The following is a 15,209-nucleotide window of genomic DNA, read 5'->3' as shown; positions in this document are numbered from 1 at the left end:
AGTAGAATAATAATGACTAACAGCAACAAAACACAACTCGGATACTTTATCACGTATAATCTATGGCAGGATGCTCTAAAACTTCTGAAGTTTCAGATCAAACAAAAGAAAAGCAATAGACATTTTAATACTCTTAGTATGTTTTATTATGAAAATCTAGACGTTAACTGCTTAGAAGATGATGCAGGAAAATATTTTGATGTCAAAATATCCACGGGTCTTTTTTATGGTTTAAAAAAAGAATTTGCCGTTCTATCTTATGTTATACCCAAGCTAGGGCTGGGGTTGAGAGAGTATAAATTTTTTACCTATCCCATGAGAGTGGTTTACTATGCTGTCGGTCTTTATTTACTTAAGCTATCACAGGAATTTTTGAACGAGACTTATAAAAAAATACCGAGAATTGAATCTTTCTACGGTGGCAATCTTCATTATAAATCTGGGAAAATACAACTTACTTCTACAAATATTTATTATCGCAGTTTTTACAAAGATTTTGAATCAAAAATTAAACAAGAAATCAAATCTGGAGAACAAGACAAAGTAGTTCTTAGACTTGATATTGAGAATTATTTTAATGAATTGTCAATGCCAAAATTACTAAGCCTGCTAAGTCGTTTTATAAAGCCGAGCGTACAGGCTAATCTAGCTTACGATGTTTTTACAAGAGAACAAATTTTTTGTTTTTTTCAGTTTATCTCTAATGAAAAATCTGGCATCCCTCAGTCTGATAACAATATTATTTCTAGTTTTATTGGATATTTATATTTAGTTTTTGGAGATTTATTTATTGATGACATACTCATCAATAACAGGAATTTTATTGAATCACACAAGATTATTAGATATACTGATGATATATATATATCTATAACATTTAAGCATAACACGGATCAGAAATCTCAAGGTTTACTCGTTCATTCGATTTCATCTCAAATTGCTGAAGTTTTATATATTCAGCTTGGTCTTAAACTAAATTTAAAAACTAGGCTTTATCGACTATCAAAGAAAAAAGAGAAAGAAGAGCTTATTAAAAACATAAAAAACTTGTCTCCAAGCGATGAATATTTTAGTGCTATTCAAGAAGATGATGATAATGATGACGAAAAAGAAGTAGAGTCAGTCATTGAAACTCCTCAAGAAAAATTAGAAAAAATTTTAAAAGAATTAAGAAAAATAAAAAAAACTAGCGTTGAAGATTATTATATCAGAGATAATCTAGCACGAAAAGAAATCCTCCAAGAAATATTTGACAAGAGTGTCGAACAAATTCTCGAAAAGCCAGAAAACAAAAAAAAGATCAAGAGAGTATTTAAAAATTTTAATTTTGATCTAGTCAAGGTGAGTCCTCTCGAAATACTTATTATCTTACTAAAAGATGAGAGCGAAATATTGCGATTTAGAGAGTTTTGCTTGAATAAAAAGATTATTACCACAGGAGATGCCGATTTAATCGTAAAATTGTTATGTCAAACTAATTTTAATGATACAGACCTCCTAAAAAAGCTTAGGCAAAATACTCACATGAGCGGTATCATTGATTTAATTCAAGATGGAAATCTGAATTGCGATAAGCCAGGATATTATAATCTTGCTTGTATGCAAATGAAAAAAATATCAGAAATGCCCGACGTGTTAGAACAAACTAGACTACGAATTTTAAGTGAGAGAAATACATCATATTCAGTCGCGCTTAACCATTTAGTCAATGAAATTCACGCTGTATGTATTAAACAAGAAAAAGCGGACAAAAAAACTTATGATGTTAATAGTGTAGTTACGTTTTTACAATCAAAAGGAATTCAACATGAGGTATGTATAAAAATCAGAAATTTATTTGATCGTAGAAACTCTAATAGTGTTTCCCATCCAGGTTCTGACGAAAGTATTGCATGGGAAGTCACGAAAGAAGAATATCTAGATTATTACAATCATGTTGGTCGTTGTTTGGAGTTTCTTTTGTAAGGTTTTTTGGAAATTTTTTATTTTTGATTAATCATGAAAATTGAAAATCATTAATTCAAATAAATTCAAACATAAAATGATCAAGAATTGCGAAAATGATTGACTCAACACAGTACACGATCGCCTTTCAAAAATATTCGATCAATTAGATCGCTCGCAACCGGTTTATATTACCGTCAGCGAGAAATGGGAAGAAACGATCGAGATAAAAATTCAGTCTCTACAATAACCCATGACACTCACGACCACCGAATATAAAGATATTCAAAAGTGTATCACTCTCGGCGATTGTATCCGCGACCTAGAAATTATCGCCAAAGCCAGCGACCCCGAAGATTTAGCGGATCGCGTTCAATATCTGCCGTTATGATTCGGAAACTACGGACGACCCCGATCGAGGGAACGATACATTTGCCCGATCGATCGCGCTCCCGTAAGATAAAAAAGGCGTTTTTTCCCGATCGACTTTGACTGTTTTCGACTCTTTCCAACCGATCGCCGCGATCTGTCCCATCCCTGATACAGCATTTGCATCGTTTTGTCAAGAAAATTCCATCTCGATTTTGACGAACGATCGCCTTACCCTAAAAGAGTTATTAGAGGAAAATTGGGATAAATATCGAGCTTTTGTCTTCCTACTGGCAACGGGGGCGGTAATTCGTTTAATCGCACCGCTTTTACGCGATAAAGCCAGCGATCCCGCGGTGATCGTCCTCGATCCTACCCTGCAATTCGCGATCAGTTTGTGCGGGGGACACGGGGGAAACGGCGATCGATTAACCGCACTCATCGCCAGCCAACTCGACGCGACCGCGATTATTACCAGCGCGTCCACCGCTTTAAAATTGCCGGAGATCGATCGAATGGGAATTCCCTTCGGCTGGAAAAAAGGCGCGGGGGATTGGACGGGAGTTAGCGCGGCGATCGTCCGTCGCGAACCGGTACAGGTGATCCAGGAAGCCGGATCGCCTCTCTGGCAGGAACATTTACCGCGGGATCATTCCTTTCATTTCGATCCGGAAGGGGGAGAGTATAAAGGTCGGGTCTGGATCGGCTTCACGCGACGGCAATTTTCCCCCGATTCCTCCCTGTCGAAAGTCCAGTGGCATCCGCGGGTTTTATGGGTGGGAATCGGCTGTATTCGCGGGACGACGCGGGAAGCGATCGAGACCGCGATCGAGACGGTCTTTCAACGCTACCATCTCGCCACCGAATCGATCGCCGGACTGGTTTCGATCGACCTTAAAGCCGATGAGGTTGGATTACTAGAATACTGTCGGGAAAAGAATTTACCCCTGAAAACCTTTACGGCTGAAGAATTGCAGGCGATCGAGGTTCCCAATCCCTCGGAAGTCGTCGCGAAGGAAGTGGGAACCCCCAGCGTAGCGGAAGCCTCCGCCTTGAAAATGGGCGAAAAATTACTCGTTCCCAAGCAGATCGAATCGGAAGCGGTCACGATCGCCGTTTCTGTCTCCGAACGCGAATATCTCGATCGAGAGGGACAGATCTGGCTGGTGGGAACCGGCCCCGGCAGACTCGATCAGATGACCTCGGCGGCGAAAGCGGCCTTACGGGAAGCGGATGTCATTATCGGCTATTCCCTCTACGTTGACCTGATCCGTCCCCTGACGCGCGCGGGCCAGATCTTGGAAGCGCTACCGATTACCAAGGAGAAAGAACGGGCGATCCGGGCGATCGATCTGGCACGATGGGGATTAACGGTAGCCGTGATCTCGTCGGGAGACTCCGGCATCTACGGGATGGCCGGATTGGTGATGGAACAGTTACAGGGGACGGGATGGGACGGAAAAAGCCCGAAAGTGCGGGTTTTCCCCGGAATAACCGCGATGCAGGGGTTAGCTTCTCGGATTGGCGCGCCGTTAATGCACGATTTTTGCGCTATCAGTCTCAGCGATTTATTAACTCCCCGCGAGGTGATTATCAAACGTTTGGAAGCGGCCGCGATGGGGGATTTCGTGACGGCATTATATAACCCCCGATCGAACACCCGTACCGAGCTAATCGTTACAGCGCGGGAAATTTTCCTGAAATATCGCGATCCGGCGACCCCGGTGGCGATCGGACGCGACGTTTACCGAGAGGACGAGGAAATCGCGATCACTACCCTAGGGGAGATGTTGAACGGGGCGATCGATATGTTAACCGTGATTCTCATCGGCAACAGTCGAACCCGACAACACGCGGACTGGCTGATCACCCCGCGCGGGTACGAGATCGGCTAGGAAAATGGGGTCAGAGGAGGCAGGAGGCAGGAGGCAGGAGGCAGGAGGTGGGTTTTCCCTTTAAACAGGGAGGCTTGTAACCCGTTGGTTTCCGGTAAAATTTTCCTCGTTGCCGATTAACGGGAGTCTGTCTCGAACGATCGCCGTATTTTTCCCGACCACTCGATCGATCTCCCGCGGGATCGATCGCTAAAAACTCTTCTCTTCCACCTCCTCTACCCTATTTCCTGTTTCTTACCTCCTTTCTCAAGGAGAAGTTCTATTTTCCGCGAGAAATCTAATGAGTAAACGGGTTTTGTTCCTCAGTAACGGTCATGGCGAGGATTTGAACGCGAGTTTGATCCTCCGGGAATTGATCGATAGGAATCCGGACGTATCGATCTCGGCCATGCCGTTGGTGGGGGAAGGGAACGCGTATCGACGCTTGGGGGTTCCCATTATCGGGCCGACTTCTAACCTGCCGTCGGGGGGGATTATCTATACCGATCCGATGAATTGCGCGCGGGATATCCTCGCGGGGTTGATCGGTTTAACGGTTCGACAGGTGCGATCGATCCTACGATCGGGTCAAGATTATGACTTATTAATCGCCGTGGGGGATATTTTTCCGATAACCGTCGCCTGGCTCACCGGTCGTCCGTTTATCGCGTTTATCGTCTCTACCTCTAGTTATTACGAGGGACGTTTACGACTCCCCGCGCTCACCGAATTCTGTCTAGGTTCCCCGCGTTGTTTACAGGTATTCACTAGAGATCGCTTTACCGCCGAAGATCTACAAAGTCGGGGAATGAAAAAGGCGATTCACGCGGGATACCCGATCATGGACGCGATCGCGCCGACGGGAAAGGATCTCGGGTTAGATTCCCGCGTACCGACGATCGCGTTACTCCCCGGAAGCCGTCTGCCGGAGGCATTGCATAATTTAAGCCTAGAACTGGCTATCTGTCGGGAAATCGCCAAAATTCAGCCGATGCAGTTTATCGCGGCGATCGTTTCCGGGATCACGGAAACCGAGTTAGAAAAACTGGCGCGACAACGGGGGTGGGAGTATTTGGGGGAAGGAAAGTTACGCGGGGATAGCGCGATCGTGCATTGCCACCGGGACGCGTTCGCGGATATTTTACACCGTTGTGACGTGGCGATCGGTATGGCGGGAACGGCGGTAGAACAAGCGGTAGGATTGGGCAAACCGGTGATTCAAATTCCCGGCCGCGGCCCGCAATTTACCTATCCCTTCGCCGAAGCACAGATGAGACTGTTAGGCGAATCGGTGATCACGGTGGGTAAAAAACCGACCGAACCGGAGTTATTCGCGACCGCGGCGAGAAAGGTGGTGGAAATTCTCCAAGATAGCGATCGCTCGCGGATATGTCGGGAAAACGGGCGGGAACGGGTGGGATTAGCCGGCGGCTCGCGAGCGATCGCCGAGAAGATCGATCGATTTCTGCACGATCGCGGGTGAAGGAGGCAGGAGTCAGGAGTCAGGAGTCAGGAGTCAGGAGGAATAATAAATAAGTATTTATCGAGAACTCCGATAAAAGAGCGATCGATTTTCTGATTCACGCGATTTTCAAGACCGTAGGGTGGATTAGCGAAGCTTAATCCACCAAAGAGCTAAAATTCCGATAAAAAAGCGATCGATTTGCCGATCCGCGTGATTCTCAAGCTTTTAGAGCGCGAGAATCAATTCCGCGAAAGGTCTACTCTTCCTCATCCTTGTCCGGTAAAACCCCCGTCCCGCGACAGAAAGAACAGGTTTCCTCGCGCTGGATCTCCCCGGTACAGTCTCGAATAACGTAGTATCCTTTTCCCTCGCAGTGAGGGCAGGAGAGGCGATGCAATATCGTTTTATTCGGCACCATCTTTCGATAAAATCGGTAAATTACAAGTTTATTCCATCCTAACCGGTGCTGTTCGATTTGAAAAGAGTCGGGGGAAAAGAATTTTCTTGACAATTTCAATAAATTGTGTTCCGAGATAGACAACGACGAGATCGAGTAATATCGATAGGGAAAAATCGCGAGAACCCGTAGAGGCTATCAATATCTTTTGCCATGAACGATCGAGAGACACCCGCGCTACCGACAACCACCGCGCTCGCCAAATCCGAACTAGAAGCGAAAACGGAACACTGGTTCGAGTATCCGGTACGAGCGCAACCCCATCATACCGACTATTCCGGCATCGTCTGGCACGGTTCCTATCTCACCTGGATGGAAGAAGCGCGGGTGGAATGTTTGCGTTCCTTGGGGATGGATTTCGCCGAGTTAGTTAAGATCGGTTGCGATCTACCGGTGGTCGAGCTTTCTATACGGTATCATCGCTCGATCTCGATGGGACAGTCGGCGATCGTCAAAACGCGGATGGATCGCATCGAGGGAGTGAGAATTAACTGGGATTACCGCATCGAATCCGAGGACGGGAGCGAGTTGTACGTCACCGCGCGGGTGACACTGGTGGGGATCGATCGAGAGAAAGGCAAGATTACCCGTCAACTTCCCCCGGCACTGAAAGAGTTATTAACCGGGTTTTTCGAGGGGAAATAAGAGCGTTTTCCCCTCTCGATCGCTACTCGTCCGCGGTGAAATAACGCTCTAGAAAATCGAGCGCGTGATTGCGGAGATCGTAGTATTCCTGTGTCTCGCGCATGGCGTGTCGATCGCGCGGGTGGGGGAAGGGAACTTTCAGGATCTCGCCGATATTCGCCCGCGGTCCGTTGGTCATTAAAACGATGCGATCGGACATAAAAATCGCCTCGTCTACATCGTGCGTGATCATCATAACCGCCTGACGGTGACTCTCCCAAATCTTCAAAACTTCCTGTTGTAATTTCCGCTTCGTCAACGCGTCCAACGCGCCGAAAGGTTCATCCATTAACAACATTTTCGGACGGGTGGCGAGGGCGCGGGCGATCCCGACGCGTTGTTTCATTCCCCCGGAAATTTCCTCGGGATATTTATCGGCCGCCGCGGTAAGATGAACCATCGCGAGATGTTCGTTGACGATACTCGCTTTCTCCGATCGACTGGCATTTTTGAGAACTTCATCGATCGCTAATCGGATATTTTCCCGCACCGTTAACCAGGGAAGAAGCGAATAATGCTGGAAAACCATCATGCGATCGGACCCCGGTTTCCGGATTAACTTTCCCTCTAACGTCACCTGTCCCGAGGTCGGTTCTTCCAAACCCGCGATAATTTTTAATAACGTGGATTTCCCGCACCCGGAATGACCGATCACCGAGATATATTCCTCCGCGCCGATCGAGAGATTCACCCCGTCGAGAATCACGGACTGACTCCCATCGGATTTCGGATAGGCTTTCACGAGATTTTTCACCGTTAAAAATTCCTCGTTCGCGGAAGAATCGCGGATAGACGCGGGAACCGAAGAAAATTGAGCCATAATATTCACCCGTATTGATAAAAGGATTTCGGCGCGTTGGCGCGAATTTCAAAACTTTTTAGATAACCGATCGGATCGCCCGGATCGAAAGCCTTTCGATCGACAAAAGCCGACGCGGGCGCGATGTAATGATCCTCCGCGGGACAGATGACACCCATTTCCCCCGCGATTTCCCGGTATAAATCGGTTCGCCAGGCTTTTCGGGCGATTTCCTCCGCTTTTTTCGGGATCTCCGCGATCTGCCCCCAGCGCGCCGCCTGCGTCATCAGCCAGAGACTTTCCGACTGCCAGAGGAATGTAGAGTGATCGCCGGGCGCTTTGGCGATATCTTCGGGCATTTTAAAGAAAATCGTCGTTTCTGGACTATTTACCACCCGTTCTCGCCCGTCGAACCCGCCGTAGTTGTAATCGCCGACGATCGCGGGCCGGGTGACTTTCGGTTTCGCCCCGGTGAACGATCGCCCGGAGATAATTTCCGCCACTTCCGCCCGATTTTCGGGTTTATCGCAATACTGACAGGCTTCGATCATCGCTTTCACCAGCGATCGATAGGTTTTGGGATATCTCTCGATAAAAGACTCCATCACGGCAAGCACTCGATCGGGGTGTCCCTGCCAGATCTCCCGTCCCTGCGCGAACGTGAAACCGACTCCCTCGTTACCCGAGATCGCCCGCGTGTTCCACGGTTCCGCCACCATATAGGCTTGCATCGTACCCATCCGCACGTTGTTCACCATCTGCGGCGGCGGGATAATCAGTAAACGGAACTCTTCAGTAGGATTAATGCCCATCGACGCGGCGAGATAGCGGACGAAATACTCGTAGATCGACGAACTTAACACCACCGCCCAGATCCGATTCTCGATCGGGATACTGTCGAAATATCCCCGTAAATCCTTACCGAATCGGTCTAGATCGCCGTTATACTCCCGTAAAGGACGGATACCGTAGTCCCACATCCCGCGATCCATCGTCATCGCGTTGCCGTGGCGGTGAATCGTCATCGCGGCGCATAGCGGCGCTTTTCTCGCCCCTTCCGCGCCCGTCCGCGCGTTCGTCACCGCCCCGGAAACCACCGGCGACGCGTCCAACCGCCCGAAGATAATTCCGTCGCGGGAGTTCGCCCAACTGGATTCCCTGCTGAGTTTGACATTCAAGCCGTATTTTCGGAAAAATCCCTTTTCCCAGGCGACGGCGAAGGGCGCGCAATCGTTGACGGGAACGTACCCGATGGTTAGGTTCGGTTTTTCGAGGGTTTTCGGATCGATAATCGGTGCGACGGCGAGGGCGGCTTCGGAAAGTGCCGTCGGGTTACGGCTGGCGTTGATAGCGCAGGAAGATAGGCTACCACTAACCACCGTCGCCCCTAATCCCCCTAAAAAGGCGCGTCGAGAAATAGAATTTTGATTCATGGTGGTTGGTTAACCGCCCGTTTTCGCGGGACGGTGGGTAACGAGAACCTGTAGGCGACCGATGAGATAGTCGAGGATTAAACCGGTGAGGCCGATGACGATCACCGCGAGAAATACCGAACTCAGATTTAAACGGTTCCATTCGTCCCAGAGGAAGAAACCGATACCGACTCCCCCGGTTAACATCTCCACCGCGACGATTACCAGCCAGGCGATACCCAGACTCAACCGTAAACCCGTGAAAATGTAGGGCAGACTCGCGGGCAGAATAATCTTATAAATTCGGCGATAGGCGGGCATTTCTAGGACTCTGGCCACGTCTATATAGTCTTTCGGTACGCTGGCGACTCCCAAGGCCGTATTAATCATCGTTGACCAGAGAGAGGTGATGAAGATGACGAAAATCGCCGAGGGTTCCGCGACTCCGAACATGGCTAGGGCGATCGGAAGCCAGGCGAGGGGCGAGACGGGGCGTAAAATCTGGATGATAGGGTTGAGGATTAGCATGGCCGGTCGCGAGAGGCCGATGAGAAAACCCGTGGGAATGGCTACGGCCGCGCCGAGGAGAAAACCGATCGAGACGCGTCGTAAACTGGCCAGTAATAACCAACCGATGCCGAGATCGCCGGGCCCGCGCCGGTAGAAAGGATGGAAAATATAGTCTAAATTGGCGGTTAACGCTTCTAAAGGCGTGGGCATGAGTTCGTGCCGGACGAGGGCGATCGCCCACCACAGCAGTATGAGACCGAGAAAACCGATCGCCGGATAGATTACCGCGTCCCGAACGAGCAAAGGTTTCGCTCGGTTCCACGCGACGCGCCCGGCGACTAGAATAGCCGCTATATTCATTTGGATTTACCCCGTGTGAGGATTAGGTACGAACGAAGAGCAGTACCGACTAAGAATCCTGAAAGGGGCATGAATCGCTAAAATTCCGCCTCTTTTCAGTCTTCTCCCAATGCCGACGAAGTTAGCTGACGGGCTAGGACTGGAAGATGTCCCTTTCAATGGCTGAAATGCGCCCCGGTACTCGGTTCCTCCGCTCCAGCGCGAAGCTGGATTAGGCTGACTTACTCTGTTTAGTGATGAATGGTAACACGATCGAGCGGGCGAGATCTATATCACGGGTAACAGTTTGCCTCGATCGGGCGATCGGGTTAATTTTTTCTATAGATCTTCTCTAAACTCGAAAAAATAAGCTATTTTTAGGTTATACTTCGTTTCTCGAAAACGAGCGGTACATTATTCTCTTGCCTTTTGCCTAAAATTGGTCAACCCGTATCCCGTCTTTTAGGAAAAAGTCTGTACGCCATCGAAGCCACGGAAAAGAAATGTCTCCCGAAAAACCAGATCCGGAAACCCCGGAAAATCCCCTACCCTCTTTCAAAAGTTTCTTGAGCGGACAAAACACTCCCGCGATGATCGCCCACGCGATCGTATCGGGATGTTTAGTAGGGGCGACGATAATTCTGGCGGCGGGATTGTATTATTTGGGTGCGAAACCGATCGGCGATCGATGGTCAAAACCCGCGGAAAGGTCTTTAGAAGAGAATACGAACAATCTGGAATCGAACCTCAATAGCTATTTAAAAAAATACTCAAATATTGAGATAGAAAAACACAGAATTAAAGAACAACTTTCCTACATTTTAACCAAACAAGAACAAAATAAAACCATTGCCGTAGATTATTATAACTGGTTATTTGTCGTTCTACCTCTCACTTCCAGCGCGGCGATCGTTTCGGGAATCAGTCTTTTTTATATCAGTAAGGAAGGATGGAAAGAAGCCAATTCTTATATGATTAACGTGTTTATCACCTCCTCGACGATCGCTTTACTGAACGGTTCTATGAGCGTGGTTTTTAAAATGCAAGAAAACGCCACGAGACATACCGAAGCTTTCGTTACCTACGAAAATTTATACCAGCAAATTTTAACGAGATTGGCAACCCTATCGCCTCCATCGGAATCGCAAAAACTCACGATCGCCCAACAATTGCAAACCCTGATTACCGATAATAACAATCTCTTAAGTACCTATAATAAACTGCTAATTAACTTCGATTCGAGTAAAATTCAACTTCCCAATTTTCTTTTACCAAATTCCCCTCCGAACGAGGGAGCGAGCGAGAGTCAGAGCCAAGAAGGACAATAATACCATTTGTCAAAAAACAAGACAGACTTCTAGGTTCGCTGAAAAGGTTAAAGGGGAAAGGGAAAAGGTGGACGGGATTTGCCTTTCCCTTTTTCTCCACCCGTATCCGGGCTAGGAATCAAGGAATTCGGTAGTAGGTTCCCCTCGCCTAAAACCGGGAAATCCGTACCTCATCGTTTAGCAAAAAGTCTGTGGACGTGGCGGGCTACTTACCGCTCCCGATCGAAAAATGGAAAATCTTCTTTCCGATAGATTGACAGGTTTTGATAGCGAATCGTATAAAAATATACAGAAAATATAGAAACTTACCCGACAACGAATGAGGGAAAACCCGATTACTCTGACCCGATCGGTTTTGTTATGGGCGACGCTGGGAATTGTCTGCGGTCTGTTCGCCGCTATCTATTGGATCGTTTTGGCGCGGGTGATGGAATGGTTCGATCGCTTTACCGGACTTTCCCTCTTACTCGTCATGCCCCTGGTGGGTTTAGCGATCGGTCTCGTCATTCGCTGGCTGGGAAATCCGGGCGAGATCGGTCTGATTATCGATAATATTCACCTCAACGGCGGTCGGTTGCGCCTACGGGAGAATCCCTCGATGATTCTCTCGTCCCTGCTCAGTATTGCCAGCGGGGGGAGCGCGGGGCCGGAAGCGCCGATGGTACAGGTGACGGGTTCGATCGGGACGTGGTTCGCCGATCGGTTCGGCGCGCGCGGGGAGGCGTTGCGATCGCTAAGTATCGCGGGGATGGCCTCCGGGTTTACCGTGCTGTTCGGCGCACCCCTGGGAGGCGCTTTTTTCGCCCTGGAAATCCTGCACCACCAGCAGGTCGCGCTGTACGCGGAGGCTTTCATGCCCGCGGTGGTGGCCAGTTGCGCGGGTTACGCGATCTTCGTGGCGATCACGCGCCTGGGAATTGGCCCCGTCTGGCATTTCCCCCACTATAACGTCGAGAGTCTGTTCGATTTCGCCGAGGCGATCGTTTACGGGGTGGTCGGGGCGATCGCCGGTTGGCTGTTTATCGCTTTATTTCGGGCTTGCGATCGCTGGTTCGAGTCCCTACCCAATATCGTCTGGAAAACCACTGTGGCGGGCTTAGGATTGGGAATTCTGGCGGTTTTCTCGCCTCTGACCCGCTTTTTCGGGGAACATCAACTAGAAACGGTGATCGAGGGTAATTTTAGTGTTTCCTTCCTGCTCGTTTTAGCGATCGCCAAAATGGTCGCCATTAGCGTCACGGTAACGGGAGGTTGGCGAGGGGGAATTATTATCCCGCTTTTTTTCACGGGAGCCTGTTTAGGCCGGGTACTTTCCCTGCTGAACCCCGGATTCAATGAAACCCTCGCCACGATCGGCGTGATGGCCGGTCTCAACGCCTCCGTCACCCGAACTCCCCTCAGTACCACGCTCTTACTCGCGAAATTAACCGGTTTCAGTACCTTCGCGCCGATTCTCTTCGCCAGTATCGTCGGGTTTTTCCTATCGCCCCGAGATCCTTTTATCGCCTCTCAATTGAACGAGAAACGATCGGGGAGTCGGGAGTAAAACGGCTCTCTGCCTTTCAAGCGGGATGATAGTAAAACGCCACGCCTAGAATCAGATAGGTCGCCAGTAAAAATGTACCGTCTAGCCAGTTCGATCGACCCGTGAAACTGATTAAATTCGTAACGATAACCGCGACGATTAACGCGACAACGTTAAAGGGATTGAAATTCAGATCCATCGGTTGATGGAGGAATTGACCGATGAAAACCAATAACGGCGCGACGAATAAAGCCACCAGTAAACTATCCCCCATCGCCACGGAAACCGTCAGATCCATCTGATTTTTCAACGCGAGTTGGGTGACGGTAACGACCCCGGAAACATCGCTAATCAAGGGAATAAAAATCACCCCGATAAAGAGCGGGGTCAGATGAAATCCCTCCATCACCGTCTCGACAACGTTCACGAATAAATCCGATTCGTAGGCGACAGCGATCGTGGACAAAAGGAGGACGAGTAGCCATCTCCAAACCCGCGCTTTTTCCTCCTCGCTAACCCCGTCATCCACTACTTCTTCGTTACTTAATCCCACCTCGTAGAGATAACTATGGGTTCCGAGGGAAAATAATAACGTTAACCCGTAAACGACGAGTAAAATCGTGGCGACCACGAGGGAGAGATTGAGAATCGCCGATTCTAAGACCACGTTAGAAGTATAGATGACGAGGGTGGGTAGGGCGATCGCTATCACCGCGAGCGTCATCGAGGAACCGTTCACCCGCGCCAGAATCGGCTTAAAAGATTGCTCTTTGTAGCGAATTCCGCCGGTCAGCATCCCGATTCCCATGAAGAGTAATAAATCGCTGAGAATACTCCCCGTGATGCTCGCTTGCACGATATCTACTAACCCTTTTTTCAGGGCGATGAGCGCGATAATCAGCGTCGTCGTGTTGCCGAAAACCGCGTTCACCAATCCCCCCAAAATCGGCCCCGTCACCACCGCGACGCGTTCCACCGCGGTACTCAACCAGATAGATAGGGGGATAATCGAGAGCGCGGACGTGAGAAAAATCGCCGTTTCCCCCCATTGCAAGCGACTGGCGGCCACGGAGAGGGGAATAAACAGCAGGAAGACGAAAGAAACGATTTTTCGTAAGGTCATGGGTTATTAATCGTAATTTCCCCGATCATTCCCGCTTCGGTATGGCCGGGAACCGAACAGTGAAGTTCGTACTTACCCGATTTTAGGGGAAGGATGACCCATTCCGCTTCCGAGCCGGGTTTTAATTCCAGTTCGTGAATCGCGCCTTTAATCTCCACTTTTCCCGCTTCCACTTTCTGCGTCCAACTGGCATCGGCGAAGTCTTTCGCGGTGAAATAGTGTTTGCTGGGGCTGGGATTATCGAGGATGATTTTGTATTTCTGTCCCGCGATAAAGTTTAGTTTATCGGGAAAGAATTTTAACTCTCCCCGTGAATTTCCTAGGGTAACTTTTACCTCGATCGGCGTGTTTTCAGCGAGGGCATTCGGCAGGAAAATCAATCCCCACAGACAGAGGGTTAAGGTGAGCGTTTTCCAGAATCGATCGAACTTTTTCATAGATATTTTTTCAGTAAGAGAGCGAGTTTTTCTTTCGTCGCGGCGGGCGCGTGTTCCAGTGGGGTGAGAATCGCGTATTTGAGGGCGGAATGGGCGATCGAGACCGGGGGATTCTCCGCGAGACGGCGAACGGTTTCTTGAATAACTTTCTGGGCGCTGATCGCGTTGCGGTGAAGGTACTCGATCACCATCTCGACGGTAACGTGATCGTGATCCGGATGCCAACAATCGTAATCGGTAACGAGGGCGAGGGTAGCGTAGGCGATTTCCGCTTCTCTCGCTAATTTCGCCTCGGTAAGATTCGTCATCCCGATAATCGTCGCGTCCCAACTCCGGTAGAGATTCGATTCGGCTTTCGTGGAAAAAGCGGGGCCTTCCATGCAGATATAGGTTCCGCCGCGATGGAGGGTGACATCGGGTAAATGCAGACTCTCGATCGATTCTCCCAAAATTCTCGCCAGTTCCGGACAGACGGGATCGCCGAACGCGATATGCGCGACGATTCCCTCCCCGAAAAAAGTAGAGGGACGGGTTTTCGTGCGATCGATAAATTGATCCGGGACGACGAGATCGAGGGGTTTCACTTCCTCTTTTAACGACCCCACCGCGGACGCGGAGATAATATACTCGACCCCTAACTGTTTCATGGCGTGAATATTCGCCCGATAGGGTAATTCGGTGGGTAAAAACTGGTGATTTCTACCGTGACGCGCCAGAAACGCGACCGGGGTTCCCTCCAGCGTCCCGACGATCAACGCGTCGGAAGGGGAACCGAAGGGGGTTTCGAGAACCACCTCGCGGGTGTCCTTGAGGGCATCCATTTTATACAGGCCGCTACCGCCGATTATGCCAATTTTTACCGTCGTCATGTTCTTTGGGGGAATTCTCTAGTTAACTCAATCTCTCATCGTATCACGGGCGATCGATCGCGACACCAGAACCT

14 protein-coding genes and 1 riboswitch are annotated in these 15,209 nt (G+C 49.2%); of the genes, 7 read left to right on the top strand and 7 right to left on the bottom strand.

Annotated elements, in window-relative coordinates; genetic code table 11:
* Positions 1-12: 12 nt before the first annotated feature.
* From V0288_RS03455 to V0288_RS03440, 4 genes are all read left to right on the top strand, one after another.
* Complete coding sequence (locus V0288_RS03455; RefSeq protein WP_332863627.1) at positions 13-1,965, top strand: AbiA family abortive infection protein; 1,953 nt, start codon at positions 13-15, stop codon at positions 1,963-1,965.
* A 232-nt stretch (positions 1,966-2,197) separates the two neighbouring features.
* Positions 2,198-2,335, top strand: a complete 138-nt coding sequence (locus tag V0288_RS03450; protein WP_332863626.1) for a hypothetical protein — start codon at positions 2,198-2,200, stop codon at positions 2,333-2,335.
* 97 nt (positions 2,336-2,432) lie between these two features.
* A complete protein-coding gene (cobJ, locus tag V0288_RS03445; RefSeq protein WP_332863625.1) occupies positions 2,433-4,208 on the top strand; it encodes a precorrin-3B C(17)-methyltransferase in 1,776 nt (591 codons plus the stop codon).
* 280 nt (positions 4,209-4,488) lie between these two features.
* Positions 4,489-5,670 (top strand): lipid-A-disaccharide synthase-related protein, encoded by a 1,182-nt coding sequence (locus V0288_RS03440; protein ID WP_332863624.1) that lies wholly within the window; start codon positions 4,489-4,491, stop codon positions 5,668-5,670.
* A gap of 238 nt (positions 5,671-5,908) precedes the next feature.
* Here V0288_RS03440 and V0288_RS03435 read toward each other — a convergent pair whose 3' ends face one another.
* Positions 5,909-6,070: a hypothetical protein gene (locus V0288_RS03435; RefSeq protein WP_332863623.1), complete on the bottom strand. Its 162-nt coding sequence runs from the start codon at positions 6,068-6,070 to the stop codon at positions 5,909-5,911.
* Between the two features lie 192 nt (positions 6,071-6,262).
* On the opposite strand from V0288_RS03435, the gene V0288_RS03430 reads away from it, so the two are divergent.
* The gene (locus V0288_RS03430; protein WP_332863622.1) at positions 6,263-6,754 is read left to right on the top strand and encodes an acyl-CoA thioesterase; all 492 of its coding nucleotides are present in this window, start codon (positions 6,263-6,265) and stop codon (positions 6,752-6,754) included.
* Between the two features lie 22 nt (positions 6,755-6,776).
* On the opposite strand, the gene V0288_RS03425 is transcribed toward V0288_RS03430, so the two are convergent.
* From V0288_RS03425 to ntrB, 3 genes are read right to left on the bottom strand one after another with little or no spacing between them, the layout of a single operon-like run.
* Positions 6,777-7,613: an ABC transporter ATP-binding protein gene (locus V0288_RS03425; RefSeq protein ID WP_332863621.1), complete on the bottom strand. Its 837-nt coding sequence runs from the start codon at positions 7,611-7,613 to the stop codon at positions 6,777-6,779.
* A gap of 5 nt (positions 7,614-7,618) precedes the next feature.
* The gene (locus V0288_RS03420; RefSeq protein ID WP_332863620.1) at positions 7,619-9,025 is read right to left on the bottom strand and encodes a CmpA/NrtA family ABC transporter substrate-binding protein; all 1,407 of its coding nucleotides are present in this window, start codon (positions 9,023-9,025) and stop codon (positions 7,619-7,621) included.
* A gap of 9 nt (positions 9,026-9,034) precedes the next feature.
* On the bottom strand, positions 9,035-9,874 hold the full coding sequence (gene ntrB / locus V0288_RS03415; protein WP_332863619.1) for a nitrate ABC transporter permease: 840 nt from the start codon (positions 9,872-9,874) through the stop codon (positions 9,035-9,037).
* A gap of 96 nt (positions 9,875-9,970) precedes the next feature.
* A riboswitch (cyclic di-AMP (ydaO/yuaA leader) is annotated at positions 9,971-10,102 on the bottom strand.
* Between the two features lie 254 nt (positions 10,103-10,356).
* Between ntrB and V0288_RS03410 the strand changes: the two genes are divergently transcribed.
* Positions 10,357-11,181, top strand: coding sequence for a hypothetical protein (locus tag V0288_RS03410; RefSeq protein ID WP_332863618.1), 825 nt, complete (start codon positions 10,357-10,359; stop codon positions 11,179-11,181).
* A gap of 319 nt (positions 11,182-11,500) precedes the next feature.
* Entirely contained in the window at positions 11,501-12,727 is a 1,227-nt protein-coding gene (locus V0288_RS03405; RefSeq protein WP_332863616.1) for a chloride channel protein, read from the top strand.
* 16 nt (positions 12,728-12,743) lie between these two features.
* On the opposite strand, the gene cax is transcribed toward V0288_RS03405, so the two are convergent.
* From cax to V0288_RS03390, 3 genes are read right to left on the bottom strand one after another with little or no spacing between them, the layout of a single operon-like run.
* The gene (gene cax / locus V0288_RS03400; RefSeq protein WP_332863615.1) at positions 12,744-13,829 is read right to left on the bottom strand and encodes a calcium/proton exchanger; all 1,086 of its coding nucleotides are present in this window, start codon (positions 13,827-13,829) and stop codon (positions 12,744-12,746) included.
* Positions 13,826-14,266: a cupredoxin domain-containing protein gene (locus V0288_RS03395; RefSeq protein ID WP_332863614.1), complete on the bottom strand. Its 441-nt coding sequence runs from the start codon at positions 14,264-14,266 to the stop codon at positions 13,826-13,828. Before V0288_RS03395 ends, cax begins: the two co-directional genes overlap by 4 nt.
* Positions 14,263-15,135, bottom strand: coding sequence for an S-methyl-5'-thioadenosine phosphorylase (locus V0288_RS03390; RefSeq protein WP_332863613.1), 873 nt, complete (start codon positions 15,133-15,135; stop codon positions 14,263-14,265). Before V0288_RS03390 ends, V0288_RS03395 begins: the two co-directional genes overlap by 4 nt.
* Positions 15,136-15,209: the final 74 nt, after the last annotated feature.

The organism is Pannus brasiliensis CCIBt3594 (genome assembly GCF_036688125.1).
Classification (GTDB): Bacteria; Cyanobacteriota; Cyanobacteriia; order Cyanobacteriales; family Microcystaceae; genus Pannus; species Pannus brasiliensis.
Note: the sequence above shows the minus strand (reverse complement) of the source record. Positions and strands in the feature narration are given on the sequence as shown.

Coding starts and splice junctions, on each gene's coding strand:
- V0288_RS03410 (WP_332863618.1), top strand. CDS start 10,357: ATGTCTCCCGAAAAACCAGATCCGGAAACCCCGGAAAATCCCCTACCC.
- V0288_RS03455 (WP_332863627.1), top strand. CDS start 13: ATGACTAACAGCAACAAAACACAACTCGGATACTTTATCACGTATAAT.
- V0288_RS03390 (WP_332863613.1), bottom strand. CDS start 15,135: ATGACGACGGTAAAAATTGGCATAATCGGCGGTAGCGGCCTGTATAAA.
- V0288_RS03395 (WP_332863614.1), bottom strand. CDS start 14,266: ATGAAAAAGTTCGATCGATTCTGGAAAACGCTCACCTTAACCCTCTGT.
- ntrB (WP_332863619.1), bottom strand. CDS start 9,874: ATGAATATAGCGGCTATTCTAGTCGCCGGGCGCGTCGCGTGGAACCGA.
- V0288_RS03405 (WP_332863616.1), top strand. CDS start 11,501: ATGAGGGAAAACCCGATTACTCTGACCCGATCGGTTTTGTTATGGGCG.
- V0288_RS03420 (WP_332863620.1), bottom strand. CDS start 9,025: ATGAATCAAAATTCTATTTCTCGACGCGCCTTTTTAGGGGGATTAGGG.
- V0288_RS03450 (WP_332863626.1), top strand. CDS start 2,198: ATGACACTCACGACCACCGAATATAAAGATATTCAAAAGTGTATCACT.
- V0288_RS03425 (WP_332863621.1), bottom strand. CDS start 7,613: ATGGCTCAATTTTCTTCGGTTCCCGCGTCTATCCGCGATTCTTCCGCG.
- V0288_RS03435 (WP_332863623.1), bottom strand. CDS start 6,070: ATGGTGCCGAATAAAACGATATTGCATCGCCTCTCCTGCCCTCACTGC.
- cax (WP_332863615.1), bottom strand. CDS start 13,829: ATGACCTTACGAAAAATCGTTTCTTTCGTCTTCCTGCTGTTTATTCCC.
- V0288_RS03430 (WP_332863622.1), top strand. CDS start 6,263: ATGAACGATCGAGAGACACCCGCGCTACCGACAACCACCGCGCTCGCC.
- V0288_RS03440 (WP_332863624.1), top strand. CDS start 4,489: ATGAGTAAACGGGTTTTGTTCCTCAGTAACGGTCATGGCGAGGATTTG.